This window comes from Curtobacterium sp. AC272, assembly GCF_979258155.1.
Window position 1 is genome coordinate 1,259,122 of the sequence record NZ_OZ409838.1, and the last position, 17,982, is coordinate 1,277,103.

The 17,982-nt window shown below is 69.6% G+C and carries 13 protein-coding genes, 4 tRNA genes and 7 pseudogenes; 4 read left to right on the forward strand and 20 right to left on the reverse strand.

All coding sequences use genetic code 11. The annotated features are described in order from the left end of the window. Positions 1–49 precede the first annotated feature (49 nt). From ACZZ0J_RS06205 to ACZZ0J_RS06225, 5 genes and pseudogenes are all read right to left on the reverse strand, one after another. Positions 50–889 (reverse strand): carbohydrate ABC transporter permease, encoded by an 840-nt coding sequence (locus ACZZ0J_RS06205; protein ID WP_463435508.1) that lies wholly within the window; start codon positions 887–889, stop codon positions 50–52. Continuing rightward, complete coding sequence (locus tag ACZZ0J_RS06210) at positions 882–1,877, reverse strand: carbohydrate ABC transporter permease (RefSeq protein WP_111084254.1); 996 nt, start codon at positions 1,875–1,877, stop codon at positions 882–884. The genes ACZZ0J_RS06205 and ACZZ0J_RS06210 overlap by 8 nt, the downstream gene beginning before the upstream one ends. A gap of 223 nt (positions 1,878–2,100) precedes the next feature. After that, a complete protein-coding gene (locus tag ACZZ0J_RS06215) occupies positions 2,101–3,402 on the reverse strand; it encodes an ABC transporter substrate-binding protein (protein ID WP_463435512.1) in 1,302 nt (433 codons plus the stop codon). A gap of 104 nt (positions 3,403–3,506) precedes the next feature. Then, complete coding sequence (locus ACZZ0J_RS06220) at positions 3,507–4,652, reverse strand: Gfo/Idh/MocA family protein (protein WP_123938624.1); 1,146 nt, start codon at positions 4,650–4,652, stop codon at positions 3,507–3,509. Positions 4,653–4,809: 157 nt separating this feature from the next. Next, positions 4,810–5,430: pseudogene (locus ACZZ0J_RS06225) on the reverse strand (sugar phosphate isomerase/epimerase family protein); the annotation flags it as partial. Positions 5,431–5,537: 107 nt separating this feature from the next. Between ACZZ0J_RS06225 and ACZZ0J_RS06230 the strand changes: the two are divergent. Together ACZZ0J_RS06230 and ACZZ0J_RS06235 are read left to right on the forward strand one after the other, a co-directional pair. Beyond that, positions 5,538–6,749 (forward strand): ROK family transcriptional regulator, encoded by a 1,212-nt coding sequence (locus ACZZ0J_RS06230; RefSeq protein WP_185002799.1) that lies wholly within the window; start codon positions 5,538–5,540, stop codon positions 6,747–6,749. Positions 6,750–6,816: 67 nt separating this feature from the next. Beyond that, positions 6,817–7,560 carry a YqaJ viral recombinase family protein gene (locus ACZZ0J_RS06235; RefSeq protein ID WP_463435516.1) on the forward strand — a complete coding sequence of 248 codons (744 nt, stop codon included), beginning with the start codon at positions 6,817–6,819 and terminating at the stop codon, positions 7,558–7,560. Positions 7,561–7,569: 9 nt separating this feature from the next. On the opposite strand, the gene ACZZ0J_RS06240 is transcribed toward ACZZ0J_RS06235, so the two are convergent. The 6 genes and pseudogenes from ACZZ0J_RS06240 to ACZZ0J_RS06265 all read right to left on the reverse strand — a co-directional run bounded on the left by ACZZ0J_RS06240 (position 7,570) and on the right by ACZZ0J_RS06265 (position 11,125). Next, a complete protein-coding gene (locus ACZZ0J_RS06240) occupies positions 7,570–8,178 on the reverse strand; it encodes a Pr6Pr family membrane protein (RefSeq protein ID WP_123938622.1) in 609 nt (202 codons plus the stop codon). An 87-nt stretch (positions 8,179–8,265) separates the two neighbouring features. Continuing rightward, positions 8,266–8,955 carry a 50S ribosomal protein L1 gene (gene rplA / locus ACZZ0J_RS06245; protein WP_123292110.1) on the reverse strand — a complete coding sequence of 230 codons (690 nt, stop codon included), beginning with the start codon at positions 8,953–8,955 and terminating at the stop codon, positions 8,266–8,268. 90 nt (positions 8,956–9,045) lie between these two features. Further along, positions 9,046–9,476, reverse strand: a pseudogene (gene rplK / locus ACZZ0J_RS06250) (50S ribosomal protein L11). Positions 9,477–9,620: 144 nt separating this feature from the next. Continuing rightward, positions 9,621–10,634, reverse strand: coding sequence for a transcription termination/antitermination protein NusG (gene nusG / locus ACZZ0J_RS06255; RefSeq protein ID WP_111084261.1), 1,014 nt, complete (start codon positions 10,632–10,634; stop codon positions 9,621–9,623). A gap of 119 nt (positions 10,635–10,753) precedes the next feature. Next, positions 10,754–11,017, reverse strand: coding sequence for a preprotein translocase subunit SecE (gene secE, locus ACZZ0J_RS06260; RefSeq protein ID WP_463438148.1), 264 nt, complete (start codon positions 11,015–11,017; stop codon positions 10,754–10,756). A 35-nt stretch (positions 11,018–11,052) separates the two neighbouring features. Next, positions 11,053–11,125 (reverse strand) — tRNA-Trp (locus ACZZ0J_RS06265). A 179-nt stretch (positions 11,126–11,304) separates the two neighbouring features. On the opposite strand from ACZZ0J_RS06265, the pseudogene ACZZ0J_RS06270 reads away from it, so the two are divergent. Beyond that, positions 11,305–12,485, forward strand: a pseudogene (locus ACZZ0J_RS06270) (pyridoxal phosphate-dependent aminotransferase). A gap of 115 nt (positions 12,486–12,600) precedes the next feature. On the opposite strand, the pseudogene ACZZ0J_RS06275 reads toward ACZZ0J_RS06270, so the two are convergent. From ACZZ0J_RS06275 to ACZZ0J_RS06285, 3 genes and pseudogenes are all read right to left on the reverse strand, one after another. Then, a pseudogene (locus ACZZ0J_RS06275) lies at positions 12,601–13,625 on the reverse strand (UDP-N-acetylmuramate dehydrogenase). A 2-nt stretch (positions 13,626–13,627) separates the two neighbouring features. Next, positions 13,628–14,053, reverse strand: coding sequence for a MaoC/PaaZ C-terminal domain-containing protein (locus tag ACZZ0J_RS06280; protein ID WP_123292107.1), 426 nt, complete (start codon positions 14,051–14,053; stop codon positions 13,628–13,630). Beyond that, a pseudogene (locus ACZZ0J_RS06285) lies at positions 14,050–14,498 on the reverse strand (FAS1-like dehydratase domain-containing protein). Before ACZZ0J_RS06285 ends, ACZZ0J_RS06280 begins: the two are co-directional and overlap by 4 nt. A gap of 127 nt (positions 14,499–14,625) precedes the next feature. On the opposite strand from ACZZ0J_RS06285, the gene ACZZ0J_RS06290 reads away from it, so the two are divergent. Continuing rightward, the gene (locus ACZZ0J_RS06290; protein ID WP_463435521.1) at positions 14,626–14,943 is read left to right on the forward strand and encodes a hypothetical protein; all 318 of its coding nucleotides are present in this window, start codon (positions 14,626–14,628) and stop codon (positions 14,941–14,943) included. A gap of 335 nt (positions 14,944–15,278) precedes the next feature. Here the strand turns inward: ACZZ0J_RS06290 and ACZZ0J_RS06295 are convergent. The 6 genes and pseudogenes from ACZZ0J_RS06295 to ACZZ0J_RS06320 all read right to left on the reverse strand — a co-directional run bounded on the left by ACZZ0J_RS06295 (position 15,279) and on the right by ACZZ0J_RS06320 (position 17,879). After that, positions 15,279–15,352: transfer RNA gene (locus ACZZ0J_RS06295), tRNA-Met, on the reverse strand. Positions 15,353–15,384: 32 nt separating this feature from the next. Further along, positions 15,385–15,456, reverse strand: a tRNA-Thr gene (locus ACZZ0J_RS06300). Positions 15,457–15,548: 92 nt separating this feature from the next. After that, positions 15,549–16,772, reverse strand: coding sequence for a M23 family metallopeptidase (locus ACZZ0J_RS06305; protein ID WP_463435523.1), 1,224 nt, complete (start codon positions 16,770–16,772; stop codon positions 15,549–15,551). Further along, a pseudogene (locus tag ACZZ0J_RS06310) lies at positions 16,754–17,382 on the reverse strand (inositol monophosphatase family protein). Before ACZZ0J_RS06310 ends, ACZZ0J_RS06305 begins: the two are co-directional and overlap by 19 nt. An 83-nt stretch (positions 17,383–17,465) precedes the next feature. Next, positions 17,466–17,737, reverse strand: a pseudogene (locus ACZZ0J_RS06315) (inositol monophosphatase family protein); the annotation flags it as partial. A 57-nt stretch (positions 17,738–17,794) separates the two neighbouring features. Then, positions 17,795–17,879: transfer RNA gene (locus ACZZ0J_RS06320), tRNA-Tyr, on the reverse strand. Positions 17,880–17,982: the final 103 nt, after the last annotated feature.

Below are 17,982 nucleotides of genomic sequence, written 5' to 3' on the forward strand. Positions count from 1 at the left end.
GCACGAGGACTGTCGCCCAGCCCGAGTCTCGGGGCCGGGGTGCGACCGGCTACTTCACCGCACCGGCGGTCAAGCCGGCCACGAACTGGCGCTGCACGATGAGGAACGCGATCACCACGGGGATGGACACGACCAGGGACGCGGCCATGATCTGGTTCCAGTACACGTTCGTCTGCGTCGAGTACTGCTGCAGACCGACCGCCAGGGTCTGCCCGTCGCCGTTGGTCATGACCGAGGCGAAGAGCACCTCGCCCCAGGCCGTCATGAACGAGTAGATGCCGACCGCGACCAGCCCCGGGCGGGCCGAGGGCAGGATGACCCGGAACAGGGCACCCATCGGGCCGGAACCGTCGACCATCGCGGCCTCGTCGAGCTCACGCGGGATGGTCTCGAAGTAGCCGGCGAGCATCCAGATCGAGAACGGGAGTGTGAACGTCAGGTACGTGATGATCAGGCCGGTCCAGCTGCCGACGAGCTGGATGCCGAGCGAGTTCCCGAGGTTCGTGAAGATGAGGAACAGCGGGAGCAGGAACAGCACGCCGGGGAACATCTGGGTGGAGAGCACCGCGGTGGTGAAGGTGCTCTTGCCCCTGAAGTTCCACCGCGAGACACCGTAGGCGGCGAACGTCGCGATGGTCAGCGAGAACACCGTGGCGACCGTGCAGACCACGAGCGAGTTCACGAAGTACTTGCCGAGCGGCACCGTCGACCACATGTCGATGAACGGTTGGATGGTGATGTTCGTCGGGATCCACGTGAAGTCGTTCTGCACGTCACCGAGCGGCTTGATGGCCGTGGTGATCATCACGTAGAGGGGCACGACCGTGAACAGGGTCAGGATGACCAGGGTCACGACCTTGAAGGACTTGGCGCCGAATGTCTCACGCACGGACGGACCTCCGGTTGGTCACGGCGAGGTAGATGCCGGTGACGATGAGCAGGAAGATGAGGAGCAGGACGCTCATCGCGGCACCGGAGCCGAAGTTCCAGGTGATGAAGGACGCGTTGTAGATGTGGAAGCTCAGCAGGTCCGCGGCCGGGGGCTGCGCGGTCGAGCCGAACAGCACGAACGGCGTGTTGAAGTCGTTGAAGGTCCAGAGGAACATCACGAGCACGAGCGTCACGTTGACCGGGCGGACCATCGGCAGCGTGATCGAGCGCCACTGCCGGAACGGCTTCGCGCCGTCGACCGAGGCGGCCTCGTAGACGTCGTTCGGCACGGACTGCAGGCCGGCCATCAGCATCAGGAACGCGAAGGGCCAGGTCTTCCAGATCGCCACGACGACGACGGAGACGAAGGCGTTCGAGCCGATCAGCCAGAACGGGCCGGTGCCGTTGAACAGGTGCAACTGGTCGACCAGGACGTGGTTCACCGCGCCGGAGTCGCGCTGGAACATGAACTTCCAGGTGATGATGCCGGCGTACATCGGCAGCGCGTACGGCACCAGGAACAGGGTGCGGAACAGCCCGCGGCCCCTGAACGGCTTCTGCAGCGCGACCGCGGCGGCCATGCCGAAGGTCCAGGAGAGGCCGACGACGAGCACCGTGAAGCCACAGGTGATCAGGAAGGAGTGCAGGACGCCCTTGCCGATCGCCTGGTCGAAGTCGACGACGACCGAGTAGTTGTGCAGTCCCGCGAAGGGTGCAGCGCCCCAGTTGGCGATGAAGTACTTGGTGAGCTGGATGAACGAGATCCAGATGCCGGTGAGCATCGGGACGATGTGGATGAGCAGCTCGAACAGGATGGCCGGCGCGACGAGCGCGTAGGGCAGCCAGTTGGTCTTGCGCTTGCGACCTGGCGGACGGCCCGACAGCGTCGAGCCCTTCGTGTGCGTCAGGTCGATGCGCTCCGCATCGGGCAGGACCGTCGTGGACATGGGCGGGGGCCTTTCGGCAGGAGGGGTTCGGGTGCTTCGCACCCCGGTCCGTGGCAGCGGACGGGAGGCACGGCGTGCGTGAGACGGGACGCTCACTGCCGGCGGATGGCCGGCTCTGGGGCTGTGGGGCCGGTGACGACCTGCCCCGGCGCGTCCGGCTGTGGACGCGAGGGGTGGAGGCCCGGGGCGTCCTTGCGGACGCGCCCCGGGCCTCCTGGGTGGATCAGCCGTTCGCCTGGGACACCTGGTCCTGGGCGGTCTGCAGCGCGGTCTTGATGTCGCTGTCGGACACGGAGCCGCCGGTGGCGATCTTGGCGAACATGTCGTTCATCGCCTTGCCGACGGTGGATTCGAACTGGTCCTCGGCGGGGACCAGCGGGAGGGGCTTGGCCTTGTTGTTGTAGATGTCGAGGAACGTCTTCGTCTGCTCGTCGGTGACCGAGTCAGCCGCGGCGGCGAGCACCGGGAGGGCCGAGTACGGCTTGTCGAGCGTCGTCTGCGTGTCCGCGCTCGTCATGTACTTGACGAACTTGAGCGCGCCGTCCTTGTTCTTCGTGTTCTTGAAGATCGACAGGTTGATGCCGGCCGGGAACGACGCGATGTCCTCGCCGTCAGCGGTGGTCGGGAACGGCACGACGCCGAACTCGTCCGTCGTCATGCCCTGCGAGGTGATCGTCGCGTTCGCGTTGTTCTGCGTCAGCATCATCGCGGCCTTGCCGTTCGCGAAGTCCGAGACGGCCTGCGTGCCGTTGTCGTACTGCGCGTTCGAGGTGTTGACCACCTTGTCGGACTGCATCAGGTCGAGGTAGCGCTTGATGCCGTCGACGTTCGCCTTGTCGGTGAAGGTCGGCTTGCCGTCCTTGTCAAACCACTCGCCGCCGTTCTGCGCCGAGGTGATGAACGCGAAGTGCGAGTTCTCGGTGTACGAACCACCGGCGATGGTGAAGCCGTACTTGCCGCCGGTCGTGAGCTTCTTGGCGTCCGCCGTGAGGTCTTCCCACGTGGTCGGTGCCTCGAGGCCGGCGTTCTTGAACATGGACTTGTTGTAGTACAGGCCGTACGCGAGGCCGTAGAGCGGGACGCTCGTGACGGTCTTGCCAGGGGCGCCACCGGTGGAGAGCGCGACCTTGCCGAACTTGTCGGCACCGCCGATCGCCTTCATCTCGGAGTCGCCGTACTCCTGGAACGCACCGGTCGCCTGGAGCGAGGTGGCCCAGGTGTTGCCGATGTTGACGACGTCCGGGCCCTGGCCCGAGGTGACGGCGGTCTGGATCTTCGTCTGCAGGTCGTTCCAGCCGATGACCTGGAGGTCGACCTTGATCCCGGTCTCCTTCGTGAACTTCTTGAGGACGGGGGTCAGCACCTCCTTGTCGTTCTGGAGCGACGTGCCCTGGTTGGACGCCCAGTAGGTGAGCGTCTTGGAGTCGCCGGAAGAACCGGACGATCCGGAGGAGCAGGCTGCGAGGCCGGTCACGGTGAGTGCGGCGGCCGCGGTGATGGCCAGTGCGCGGATGGCAGTGCGCATGACTCTCTACTTTCTCGTCGTTGAGATGGTGCAGGGATGGTGCAGGGGTGGTGCGGGATGGAACTTCGGGTGCTGCTGTGGTGTGCGGGGCGGATCCGGGCCGGTCAGGCCAGGGTCTGCTCCGCGGGGTCCCAGCCCTCGGGGAGGGTCTGGGAGGGCGACACGGTGCTCTCGACGAGCACCGCCTCGCCACGTTCTGCCGCCTCGGCGATGGAGACCATCACGTCGAGGACGTGGAAGGCGAGTGCACCGGGGACCCGGTTCTCGTCGCCTGCGCGGAGCGAGCGGGCGAGGTCGACCACGCCGGTGCCGCGCGAGTAGGTGGAGCCGACCGCGGGGATCGTCTCGGGCTCCTCGGCGCCGAGCGCGTACAGCTCGGTGTCACCGTCGAAGTTGTTCGGGTCCGGGAACACGACGGTGCCGGTCTCGCCCGCGATCTCGACGACGCCCGTGCGACCGCGGTCCGACTCGAACGAGAAGACGCTCTGCGCGCTCCCGCCGTCCTCGAACTCGATCAGTGCGGAGTGGTTCGTCGGGACGTCGACCGGGAACTCGGTGCCCGCCTTCGGGCCGGAGCCGATCGTGCGCGTGGCGCGGGACTTGGACGCCGTCGCCGTGACCTTCTTCACCGGACCGAACGTCTGCACCAGGGTGGTGATGTAGTACGGGCCGATGTCGAACAGCGGGCCCGCACCGTACGCGAAGAGGAACTCGGGGCTCGGGTGCCAGGACTCCGGGCCGGGGCTCTGGAAGAGCGTCAGGCCGTTGAGCGGCTTGCCGATGCGGCCGTCGCGGATGGTGCGGAGCGCGGTCTGCAGGCCGGCACCGAGGAAGGTGTCGGGTGCGACGCTGACGGTCTTGCCCGCGGCACGTGCGGCGTCACGGAGTTCGGTCGCGCTCTCGCGGTCGAGGGCGTAGGGCTTCTCGCCCCACACGTGCTTGCCGGCGGCGAGGACCTGCAGGGCGACCTCGACGTGGGCGGCCGGGATCGTGAGGTTGACGACGATCTCGATGTCGTCGTCGGCCAGGAGCTCCTCGACGGTGCCCGACCCGGCGACGCCCCACTTCTCGGCCTGGGCGGCTGCGCGCGGCAGGTCGATGTCGGCGATGAAGCGGACCTCGACGTCGGGGAAGACGGTGAGGTTCGACAGGTACTGGTCGGAGATGACCCCGGCGCCGATGACGCCGACGCCGACGCGGCCGGTCCGGGTGCTGCTGTCGAGGGCGGTGGACGCCGTGGTGTCGGTCATGCGCGGGCCCCTCGAGGAACGTGTAGGAGTCGGCGACCGCCTGGAAGACGTCGCCCTCGTGGCCGTCGAGCTCGACGACGTGGAGTGCGTCGGGGGCGGCGGCGAGGATCTCTCGGACCGGCATGATGCCGTTGCCCACGGCGACCTGCTTGTCGTCGTCGTGCGAGCCGTCGCCGTCCTTGACGTGCAGGAACTCGATCTTGTCGCCGTACTTGCCGATGATCGCCACCGGGTCGTCACCGCCGACCGTGACCCAGTAGGTGTCGAGCTCGAGCACGACGTCGTCGGAGAGCGCGTCGGCGAAGACCTCGTAGGCGCTGACGCCGTCGATGCGGTTCGAGAACTCGAACGCGTGGTTGTGGTAGCCGAGCACCAGGCCGTGGTCGGCCGCGCGGGGGGCGAGGGCGCTCAGTTCGCGGGCGATGGCCTCGACGTCCTCGCGGGTGGTCCAGCGGGCCTCGTCGATGTGCGGGTCGATCAGGGTGCCGAGTCCGACGGTGACGCTCGCGTGGAAGATCCGCTCGAGGTCCTGCTCGCCGGCGTCCAGCAGCCGTGCGTGTCCGCTCGGGGCGGCCAGGCCGGCGTCGCGCAGCGCGGCGGCGAGTTCGTCGGCGTTGTCGACGAAGCCGAAGGCCTCGACGTTCGTGTAGCCGATGTCGGCGATGCGCTGGAGCGTGCCGGGCAGGTCGGCCGAGAGGGCGTCGCGGACGGTGTAGAGCTGAACCGAGATCGGTTGGGTCACCAGGGGTTCTCCTCGTCGAGATGGTGCGGTCGTCACTGACCGAGCGTCACACTATGACCACTTCTGTCGGCGGTCAAGCAGAAGTTCGTGGAAGGTCGACGAACTTCGTTGCGTGGCGCGTTCGATGTGTGCTTCACTCCCCCATGGTCGACTTGACTCGGACGGCAGCGTCGCCTCCGGTCGGGACGAGCGAGCTCTTCCAGATCCTCCGCGACGGCGTGCCGCGGACCCGGGCCGAGCTCGCCGCACTGACAGGACTCGCACGCTCCACCATCGGCGTGCGCCTGGACTCCCTTATCGAGGTCGGTCTCGTCGGCCCCGTCGACACCGCCGTCTCCACCGGAGGACGGCCGCCCGCCCAGGTGGCGCTGAAGCCCCGCGCCCGGCTCGTGATCGCCGCCGACCTCGGCGCCTCGCACGGCCGTGTCGCCGTCACCGACCTGGTCGCCGCCCCGCTCGCCACCCGTGAAGCACGCATCGACATCGCCGCCGGCCCGGTGGAGACCCTGTCGTGGCTGGTCGCCACCATCGACGAGCTGCTCGACGAGGTCGGCCGTGCCCGACAGGACGTCATCGCCATCGGCATCGGCGTGCCCGGTCCGGTCGAGTTCTCGACCGGACGCCCGGCGAACCCGCCGATCATGCCCGGGTGGGACGGCTTCGACGTGCCGTCGTGGCTCCGCCAGCACATCGCGGCGCACGTCCTGCTCGACAACGACGTGAACATCGCGGCCCTCGGCGAACGGGAGCACGGCTGGCCCGACGTCGACCACCTGTTGTTCGTCAAGGTCGCCACCGGCATCGGGTCCGGCATCGTGTCGGACGGCGAACTGCAACGCGGCGCCCAGGGCACCGCCGGTGACATCGGCCACGTGCGGGTGTCCCGCGCCGGCGACGTCCCCTGCCACTGCGGCAACACCGGGTGCCTCGAGGCGGTGGCGTCCGGTCCGGCGATCGCCCGTGCCCTGCGCGCGAAGGGGCACGACGCCCACACCGGCGCCGACGTGCTGGACCTGGTGAACCGCTCCGACCTCGACGCGATCTACGCCGTCCGACAGGCGGGCCGCGACATCGGCGAGGTGCTCGCCACGTGCGTCTCGCTCATGAACCCGTCGGTGATCGTCCTGGGCGGCTCGATCACGCAGGCCGGGGAGCACCTGCTCGCCGGCGTCCGCGAGGTCGTCTACTCGCGGTCGATGCCGCTCGCCACCGAGCACCTCGTCATCGCCCAGTCGCGTGCGGGGTCGCTCGCCGCGCTGCAGGGAGCAGCGGCGCTCGCGATCGGCTACGCGCTCTCCCCCGCCGGCGTCGACGAGCTGGTCGCCTACGCCGAAGGGCGCGAGCTGGTCTCCTGACGGGTGCGCTGCGCCTCGTGAGCGCGTCGGATTCGGTCTTGCCGGTGGTCGGGGGGAGAATCGTCGGGTGACGATCGTGCAGCCCACCCTGTGGGGCGACCTGGACCCCGGCCTGGGCCCACGCGAGCCGGTACCCGGGCGTCGCGAAGCGGCGGGCGGGCCGAGCTCGTGGGGAGAGGCGCCTTCTGCCTCCGCCACGCCAGCTGCGGTCCCGGGGCGCGACGCGTTCACCGCCCTGCGCGGCCACACCGAGCGGATCGTCGCGCACTCCTCGGACCGCTTCGCCTGGCTCCGCGCCCGCGCCGCGGGCATCACCGCGACCGACGTCGCCCGGCTCGCCTCGCTGCACGCGGTCGAGGCCGTCGTCACCGAGAAGCGCTACGGCTCACGGTTCTCCGGCAACGCGTTCACCGAGCACGGCAAGGACCGCGAGCCCCACATCGCCGCCTGGGTCGCGGCCACGCACGGCATCCAGCCCTCGGCGCACCTGTTCCACGCCGCTGCGAACCGGGCGCACCTCGCCACCCCGGACGGTGTCGGTGTCCAGGGCTCACGCGTGGTGCTCGCCGAGATCAAGACCACCGCGAAGGGCTGGCGGAGCATCCCCCGGCACTACCTGCGGCAGATCTGGTGGCAGCAGTACGTGCTCGGCGCCGATCGCACCCTGTTCGTCTGGGAGCGCCACGACGGCTTCGTCCCCGTCGCCGACGAGCCCGAGTGCCGCTGGGTCGACCGTGACGACGACCAGATCCGGGGGCTCGTGCAGCTCGCCGACCTGGTGCTCGACAAGCTGCGCGACTTCCGCTCGTAGCCCGTCAGCTCAGACCTTGACCAGTCGCAGCCGGCTCATCCCCACGACCAGGACGCCGAGCAACCCGATCGAGACGCCCACGCCGACGCAGTAGATCGCCACGACGCCGTACCCCTGCGCCGGGTCGAGGAACGGGTACGGCACCCAGCCGTCGGTCGCGCCCCGGATCAGAATGACGATCGTCCAGACCGCCGGGTAGATCAGGAACCACCAGACGTGGCGGAGGAGCAGCTTCGACCGGTCGGAGAACAGCAGCCAGTCGAGCACCGCGTACGCGGGGATGACCTTGTGCAGCACGTCGTTCGACCACTGCACGCTCGCCGACACGTCGACGTTCGTCAGCAGGGTGTTGTAGACGATCCCGGTCGTCGCGATGTAGACCGTGCCGGCACCCCGGAGCAGGCTCACCCGCAGATCCCCACGCTTGCGGCGGGCCGAGGCGACGAGGGTCACCGCCAGGGCCACGGCGATGATGACGTTCGACTGGATCGTGAAGTAGCCGAAGAAGTTCCACGGGTTGTAGACGTCCGTCTTGGAGCTGACGAGCCACTGGGCGACGATCGCGACCACGACGGCGATGACGGCGATGAGCCGGAGCGAGTTCACGAGGGTGCGCACGGGACCACGCTACCGGGACGCACGCCCCGACATGCGAAGAGGCCCGCACCGGAACCGGTGCGGGCCTCTTCGAGACTGATCAGGAGATCAGATGCTGTTGACGTCCAGCGGGATGCCGGGGCCGAAGGTCGTCGAGACGGCGCCCTTCATGACGTAACGGCCCTTCGAGGAGCTCGGCTTGAGGCGGTTGATCTCCTCGAGCGCGGTCGAGATGTTCTCGTCGAGCTGCTCCGGCGTGAACGAGGCCTTGCCGACGACGAAGTGCACGTTGGCATGCTTGTCGACGCGGAACTCGATCTTGCCGCCCTTGATGTCGTTGACGGCCTGCGCCACGTTCGGCGTCACGGTGCCGGTCTTCGGGTTCGGCATGAGGCCACGCGGGCCGAGCACCTTGCCGAGACGACCGACCTTGCCCATGAGCTCGGGCGTCGCGACGGCGGAGTCGAAGGACGTGTAGCCCTCGGCGACCTTCGCGATGAGCTCGTCGCCACCGACCTCGTCGGCGCCGGCTGCGATCGCGGCCTCGGCCGCTGCACCCGTCGCGAACACGATGACGCGGGCGGTCTTGCCCGTGCCGTGCGGCAGGATGACCGTGCCGCGGACCATCTGGTCCGCCTTGCGCGGGTCGACGCCGAGCTTCAGCGCGACCTCGACCGTGGAGTCGGTCTTCGCAGAACCGGTCTCCTTGGCCAGGGCGACTGCCTCGGTCGGGGTGTAGAACTTGTCGGCCTCGATCTTCGCGGCCGCGGCTTCGTAGGCCTTGGACTTCTTCGCCATGGTGGTCTCCTTGCGAGATACGTGGTTGACGAGCCGGCGCGGCTCTCCCACGGAAAGGTGTCTGGGTGTGGGCCGGAGCCCGATCGGTGCTTAGGCCTCGACCGTGATGCCCATCGAGCGTGCGGTGCCGGCGATGATCTTCGCGGCCTGCTCGATGTCGTTGGCGTTCAGGTCGGCCTGCTTGGTCTCGGCGATCTGACGGACCTGGTCCATCGAGATCTTCGCGACCTTGACCGTGTGCGGGGTCGCGGACCCTTCTGCACACCAGCAGCCTTCTTGATGAGCTCAGCGGCCGGCGGGGTCTTGAGGACGAACGTGAACGAACGGTCCTCGTAGACGGTGATCTCGACCGGCACGACGTTGCCACGCTGCGACTCGGTCGCCGCGTTGTACGCCTTGCAGAACTCCATGATGTTGACGCCGTGCTGACCGAGTGCCGGACCGATCGGCGGGGCCGGGTTGGCGGCTCCCGCGTTGATCTGCAGCTTGATCAGGCCCGTGACCTTCTTCTTCGGTGCCATGACTTGTCTTCCTCCTGGAATCGAACGCACGGGGATCCGTGCACTCTCCCGCTGGTCCGGCCGTTCCGGACCGCGGTGAAGGCCCACACGCACGAGGCGTGCGGGCCCAAACTCGATGAGTCTACCCGAACGGGGAGACCTGGACTAGAGCTTCGTGACCTGGTCGAAGCTGAGCTCGACCGGGGTCTCGCGCTCGAACAGCGAGACGAGCACGGTGAGCTTGCCGCTCTCCGGCTTGATCTCGGAGATCGAACCCGGCAGGCCCGCGAACGAGCCTTCCTTGATGGTGATCGTCTCGCCGACCTCGAAGTCGACCTCGGCAGCGGGCTGCGCCTGCAGGGAACCGCCGGACTTCGAGCCACCCTTGGTCGGGGCGGCCTCGGCGACCTGCACGAGGGACTTGAGCATGCCGAACGCCTCGTCGAAACGGAGCGGCGTCGGGTTGTGGGCGTTGCCGACGAAGCCGGTGACACCGGGGGTGTGCCGGACGACGGACCACGAGTCCTCGTTGAGGTCCATGCGGACGAGCACGTACGAGGGGATCCGGACGCGGGTGACCAGCTTGCGCTGCCCGTTCTTGATCTCGACGACGTCCTCCATCGGGACCTCGACCTGGTAGATCGACTCCTCCATCGACATCGACACCATGCGGTTCTCGATGTTCGACTTCACGCGGCGCTCGAAGCCCGCGTAGGAGTGGATGACGTACCACTTGCCCGGCTTCATCCGCAGCTCGACCTTGAAGGCCTCGTACGGGTCGACCTCGGCCTCTTCGGCGTCGTCGTCCTCGGCGTCGATCGCTTCGTCGGCGGCGAGGGTCTCGTTCGCCTCTTCGGCGGTCTCGGACTCGAGCTCGATCTCTTCCTCGTCCTCGACCGCCTCGACGGCGGCCTCGGCCTCGTCGGCGGAGTCGATCTCGAGGGCGTCCTCGACGACGGCGTCGGCCTCGGGGTCCTTGGACTCCTGCAGTGCCGTCAGCTCCTCGTCGATGCCGAGGGACTCGTCGTCCTCGGACTCGACGGAGATCGCGCGCTCCTCGGCGGACTCGGCGGAGCGCTCCTCGCCGGTCTCGACGTCGCCTTCCTGGTTCTCCTCGACCTCGGAGGACTGCTCGGCAGCCGTCGCGAGGTCGATGTCGTCGCGGGAGTAGTCAGACACAGTCGATTCTTTCCGTTCGGTGGTGCGGGTCGGGATGGCGGACGGTCCTGGTCACGATCGGCACCGTCTCGGGCGACCGTACTCCAGTGGACTGCCGCACTCGGCAGTCGACGTCCGGGTCAGGCCGTGGGCCCGTTGCCGAAGACGTACCCGACGCCGAGACCGAACACGAAGTCGAGGATCGACACCAGGATCATCATCACGACGACGAAGACGAGCACGACCAGCGTGTAGCTGAAGAGCTCCTTGCGGGTCGGCGTCACGACCTTGCGCAGTTCGCCGATCACCTGACGGATGAAGAGCACGATGGCAGCGATCGGACCCCGGCGCTCGGCCTGGTCCTGCTTCGCCTTGGCAACGACGTCGTCCGCCGTCGTCTCCATGTCTTTGCTCGCCAACTTCTACCCTTCCAGATTTGCAGGGCGGACAGGACTCGAACCTGCAACCTGCGGTTTTGGAGACCGCTGCTCTACCAATTGAGCCACCGCCCTTCAGAGCACGTCCGTCACCGATCGTGTTCCGGTGGTCGAGTGTACGGGAGTCCGTCACACGGTGTCCACTTGGCCCCCTCCACGGCGTGCCGCGCCGATAGGCTGGCACCCGTGAGCACCGCAGCCCCCGGCCCCGAGTCCACCGCAACCCCGCCGCCGCGCCGACCGATCGGCCGCGCATCGCGTCCCGCATCGCGGCGATCGCCGAGTCCGCGACGCTCAAGGTCGACGCGAAGGCCAAGGCCCTGAAGGCCGCGGGCCGACCCGTCATCTCCTTCGCCGCCGGCGAGCCCGACTTCGCCACGCCCGACCACGTGGTCGCCGCCGCGGTCGAGGCCGCACAGGACCCGAAGAACCACCGGTACACGCCGGCGACCGGGCTGCCGGAGCTGAAGCAGGCCATCGCCGAGAAGACCGCACGCGAGTCCGGCATCACCGTCGACCCGTCGCGGGTGATCGTCACCAACGGCGGCAAGCAGGCCGTCTACCAGGCGTTCCAGACGATCGTCGACGCCGGCGACGAGGTCCTGCTCCCGCCCCGTACTGGACCACCTACCCCGAGGCCATCCGCCTGGCCGGTGGCGAGCCGGTCGAGGTCTTCGCCGGCAGCGACCAGGGCTACCTCGTCACCGTCGAGCAGCTCGAGGCCGCGCGCACCCCGAAGACGAAGGCGCTGCTGTTCTGCTCGCCGTCGAACCCGACCGGCGCGGTGTACACCGCCGAGCAGACCACGGCCATCGGCGAGTGGGCACTCGAGCACGGCATCTGGGTGATCAGCGACGAGATCTACCAGGACCTCGTGTACGACGGACTCCGCTTCACCGGCATCCTCGACGCCGTACCGGCCCTCGCCGACACCACCATCCTGGTCAACGGCGTCGCGAAGACCTACGCGATGACCGGCTGGCGCGTGGGCTGGTTCATCGGCCCGGCCGACGCGGTCAAGGCCGCGTCGAACCTGCAGTCGCACCTGTCGTCGAACGTGTCGAACGTGTCCCAGCGCGCCGCGATCGCCGCCCTCAGCGGGCCGCAGGAGCCGGTGGCGGCCATGCGCGAGGCCTTCGACCGCCGTCGCCAGGCCATCGTCGCCGGGCTCAACGCGATCCCGGGCTTCGTCACGCCGACCCCGCAGGGCGCCTTCTACGTCTACCCCGACGTCACCGCACTGCTCGGTCGCGAGTGGGCGGGCTCGACCCCGACGACGACCCTCGAGCTGGCCGACCTGATCCTCGAGCACGCCGAGGTCGCGGTCGTCCCCGGCGAGGCGTTCGGTCCGTCCGGCTACCTGCGCCTGTCGTACGCGCTCGGCGACGACGACATCGCCGAGGGTGTGGCCCGCCTGGCGGAGTTCTTCGCGTAGTCCCGCCGAACGCAGAACGGGCCGCCTCGTCGAGGTGGCCCTGTTCTGCGTTCCGGAGGCCCGTGGCCGGGTCGTGCCCGTGCCCGTGCTCGTGCTCGTGCTCGTGCTCGTGCTCTCAGTCGAGCAGGTCCCCCACCACGACGGGCTCCGGCACGAGCGACACCCCGAAGCGGTTCAGGACCGTGACCTGCACGTACCGTGCGAGCTCGGCCACCTGGGCCGCCGTCGCGCCGCCACGGTTGGTCAGGGCCAGGGTGTGCTTCGACGAGATCGCCGCGCGCGACCCCGGCACGGCGTAGCCACGGTGCACCCCCGCGTGCTCGATGAGCCAGGCGGCGCTGAGCTTGACGTCGTCGCGGCCGGCCACCGTGGCGCGTCGGCGGGGAGGGTCTCGGCGAAGGCCGCGGACACGATCGGGTTCGTGAAGAACGACCCGGCACTCCAGGTGTCCCGGTCGTCGGCGTCGAGCACCATGCCCTTCGAGGCGCGCAGACGCAGGACCTCGTCGCGGACCGTCGTGGGTTCCACGAGGGCACCGAGGTCGACCCCGAGCGAACCGGCGAGCTGGGCGTACCGCACCGGCACGCCGTGCTCCCCGCCGTGCCGAGCCGGAACTCGACCGTCAGCACGACACCGCGGCGTCCGTGCTTGAGGGTCGACGTACGGTAGCCGAGCGCCAGCTCGGCCGCGGGCACCCACGTGCGCTCCCCGTGGCCGCATCGAGGAACTCGACCCGGGTGAGCACGTCGGAGAGCTCGACCCCGTAGGCGCCGATGTTCTGCACGGGGGCGGCGCCGACGGTGCCCGGGATGCCGCTGAGGGCCTCCAGGCCGGTCCAACCGTTCGCGACGGTGGTGGCGACGAACGCGTCCCAGGGTTCGCCGGCGGCGACGCGGACGGTGACGCCGTCGGCGTCCGCGTCGGCGTCCACCCCCGACGTGCGGACCAGGACGACGGTGCCGTCGAAGCCGGAGTCGGCGACCAGCACGTTGCTGCCGCCGCCGAGGACCAGCCACTCGTGGTCGTCCCACGCGGAGCGCGTGTGGGCGACGAGCTCGTCGGTCGTCGTGGCCGTAGCAGCCGGGCGGCCGCCCCACCGACGCCGAGCGTCGTGAGGTCGGCGAGCACCGGCTCGTGCACGGTCAGCGGAACGCCACCGTGACCTGCGCCTTGCCGAGCACGGTCTGCCCGCCGGCGGTCACGGTGAGGTCGATGCGCTTCGGTCGGCCGTCGTCGTCGACGGTGCCGACCTTGGCGACGATGCCGATGGTCGCGCCCTGCTCCGGGTCCACGACGACGGGGCGGGTGAAGCGGACGCCGTAGCCAGCGACCCAGCCGCTGTCGCCGAGCCACTCGGAGACCGGCTGCACGGCGAGGCCCATCGTGAGCATGCCGTGCGCGAGCACGCCGGGCAGACCGACCGAGGCCGCGACGTCGTCGCGGTAGTGGATCGGGTTGAAGTCACCGGAGGCGCCGGCGTAGCGGACGAGCGAGTCGCGGGTGACGTGCACCTCGCGCTCGGCGACCACCGTGCCGACCTCGATCGCGGTGGCGGGTGCGGCGGTCATGCGTCGTCTCCTCGGACCACGAGGGTCGACGTCGCCGTGACGACGTGCTCCCCGCGGCGTCGTTCATGGTGCTCTGGGCCGTGACCATCGCATTGCCGCCGAGCGTCTTGACGCTCGTCACGGTCAGGGTCGCGGTGAGTTCGTCGCCGGCCACGATGGGCCGGTCGTAGGTGAAGGACTGCTCGCCGTGGACGACACGGGAGAAGTCGATGCCGGCGTCCGGCTCGGCGAGGAGCTGCGCGAGCGTGGCTTCCTGCACGACGACCGCGAAGGTCGGCGGGGCGACGACGTCGGCGTACCCGGCGGCGCGGGCCGCGTCGGGTTCGTGGTGGACGGGGTTGGTCGCGAACACCGCGCGCGAGAACTCGCGCACCTTCTCGCGACCGACCAGGTAGGGCAGGGCCGGCGGGAACGTCCTGCCGACGAGCTCGGGGTTCACTGACACGTCGGCAGTCTACCGACGCCCGTCCGGGGGCCTGTCGATGCTGAGGATGCATCGGCTAGGCTTGCCGGACCGGTTCGGGGAATCGGCGGTCCGGTCGCGACACCGGATCAGGGGACGGGGAGCAACGATGGACACCAGGACCGAGTTCGCCGTGCACACGGGCGACCGGTGCACCGCGATGGAGGTCGCCGGCGCGGCGCTCCGCACGGCGGGACACCACGTCGAGTCGACCGGTGGGACCCTCACCGCGACGACCGGCAACCGGCTGCTGACGATCCTGCTCGGCGCGCTCGTGCACCCCTCCCGCGAGTTCCGCCGCTACGAGTTGTCGACGACCGTCACCGGGGCCTCCACCACGATCACACTGCGGCACAGCGGACACGGCACGGCCGTCTCCGGCGGCAGCATCGGCGCGAGCCGGCGACGGCCGCGTGGCACGAGGTGAACGCGGCGATCGAGCGCGCGCTGCGCGCAGCCGGCGTGTTGCAGACGCGGACCGACACCGGGTCGCACTCCGCGCCGTAGGACCGACCCCAGGGCGGACGGGAGGCCCGGTGCGCGTCCGCCACGTGCCTCCTGGCCGAGACGCCGTCGTGTCCACGGCACACCCCCGACCAAGCGAGACGCCGCCGGATCTGGAGGCGTGCCGCGACGGTCGAGGCGTCTCGCCGGGACGACGGCGTCTCGTGACGGCCGCGTCTCCTGACGGCGGCGTCTCATGACTGCACAGAACAGCCCGGGAACGACGAAAGCCCGGCGAACAGATCGCCGGGCTTGCTGTAGCGAGGGCGGGACTTGAACCCGCGACCCCACGATTATGAGTCGTGTGCTCTAACCAACTGAGCTACCCCGCCAGAGATCCGGAGCGACACGCGCACCGGGTCGGAGCCCCGAGTCAGGATTGAACTGACGACCCCCTCCTTACCATGGAGGTGCTCTACCACTGAGCTATCGGGGCGATGTGCCGCGAACGGCACCACCGAGGATAGCAGAACCCCGACGCTGCTCCGGAACCGGACGAGACGCCCGGGCGTGCCGCGCCCAGGACCGCTAGTTCGCGTTGGTCTGGAGCCACGCCAGCGGGTCCACGGGGACCCCGTCGACGTGCACTTCGAGGTGCAGGTGCGGGCCCGTGGAGTTGCCCGTGCTGCCCACGAGGCCGAGCTCGTCGCCGACCTCGATCTGCTGACCGGTGACCACCTTGAAGGAGTTGTCCTCCATGTGGCCGTAGACGCTGACGAACTGCTTGCCGTCGACGTCGTGCTCCACCCAGACGTCGTTGCCGAAGCCGCCGTCGTTCGCCTGGACCTTGATGACGGTGCCGGCGGCGATGACCCGGATCGAGGTGCCCTCGCCGGGAGCGAAGTCGACACCCATGTGGTTCGTCGAGCAGAACGAGCAGCCCGCGACCTGACGACCGCCGAAGCCCGAGGTGATCGGGACGCCGGTGAGGAACGGCCACTGGATCGTGCCGGTCGGGTCGTTGGTGAAGCTCGACGAGTCGACGTTCTTGTACTGCGTGGCGTCCGACACCGTGTACTGGTCGCGGGTCGTCGACCCGTCGGCTGCGGCACTGACGCTCATCGACTGGGTCGCACCGCTCGCCGTCGACCGGACCGCGGTCGAACCGGTCTCCGGCACGTAGAGCGCCTGGGCGGGCAGCGACGTCGAGACGACGAGGCCGGCGACGAAGAGGAGCGCACCGACGGCCGTGACACGCGAGGCCGCTCGGCGGAACGAGGCACCCTGCTTCCGGGCAGCGGGAGCAGCGGCGGGCACGGCGGCGGTGCGGCCGGCCGCGATGTGCCGGGTGGCGCGGTCGACCTGCAGTGGATGCGGCACGGCCGGTCCGCCGACGGGACGCCGGGACCTGGCCGATGACACGACGGGGCTGCGGTGCACCGAGCTCCGGGCCGCGGCGGGCGCGGTGCGCGGTGCGGTGGCGCGGACGTCCGGCGACGTGGGAGCCGGCGGCGTCGTGATGCGCGAGGCCGGGCGGACCGCCGACTCGGGCAGCGCGGGCGACACCGGTGCGAGGTCGATCGGCGACACGGGAGCGGCAGCCGACGACGGCGTGGTCAGCCCGACGACCTCGTCGAACGACGGACCCACGGCACGGTCGGGTGCGACGTCCTGCGCGTGGTCCTGCGTGACGGGAGCACCCTTCGCAGCCGCTCGCTCCGCCTCGATCCGTGCTCGTCGGGTCAGGTGGACGACCGGGGTGGCGGCGTCGACGGGACCGGTGGGGACGGACGTCAGTGGGGAGTGGGGCATGCGTGCGGTGGCGATCCTGATCGGGGAAGGGGTGCGCTCGTTGGTAACGAGCAGATAACGGGACCTGAGCACGGTAGCAAACGTCGTCGCACGTCGCCAGTCGTGGTCATGTCCACCGGGCACCCCAGAGCGAGGGACCGACGGACGTCAGACGCCGAGCGCCTCCGCTTCCAGCCCGCGCAGCGGCGCCTCGGGTCGTCGGCCACCGCGGGGCTCGCGAACAGGAAGGAGCGGGTGCCGCCGGCCTCCCAGATGCGGACCGTCGCTCCGGCCTCGCGCGCGACGACGGAGCCGCCGGCCATGTCCCACGGGTTGATCCCGCGCTCGTAGTAGGCGTCGACGACCCCGGCACCGACCGCGCAGCAGTCGAGCGAGGCCGCTCCCCGCGTCGGATGTCCCGCACCTCGCCGATCAGCCCGGCGAGCACGGACACCTGCTCGCGGCGACGGTCCGCCGTGTACCCGAAGCCCGTCGCCACGAGTGTCTCGGCGAGCGAGGCCGGAGCACTAACGGACAGGGGGACGCCGTCACGGGTGGCGCCCTGTCCGGCGGCGGCACGGAACACCACCCCGGTCGCGGGGGCGACGACGACACCGGCGATCGGCTCCACGTCGTCGGGTCGGCGGAGCCCCGCACGACGCCGATGCTCACCCCGTACTCGGCGCTGCCGTACAGGTAGTTCACCGTGCCGTCGATCGGGTCGACGACCCAGGTGATGCCGGACTCCCCGACGCCGAGCCGGACTCCTCGCCGTGGAACGCGTCGTCCGGCCGGGCCTCGGCGATCCGGGCGCGGATGAGCGCCTCGACCTCGCGGTCCGCCGCCGTGACCACGTCGACGATGCTCGACTTCCGGTCGGCGACCTCGACCCCCTCGGCCCGTCGTCGTGCGGCGAGCGTGGCCGCTTCGCGCGCGATCATCTCGGCGAGGTCGGCGAACTGGGACGGTGTGCAGTCGGATGCCATGCACCGATCCTGCCAGGGACGACGAAAGCCCCGTCCGGGTCGGACGGGGCTTCGCGATGGTGGCAAGTGAGGGATTCGAACCCCCGAAGGCTACGCCGGCTGATTTACAGTCAGATCCCTTTGGCCGCTTGGGTAACTTGCCATGCGCACCCAGCCGGTGTGATCACCAACCGAAGGCGCGCACAAAAGCATAGCGGATCCGGAACGGTGGTCGTGACCACCGCGAGCCGATCCGCGCGACCGGA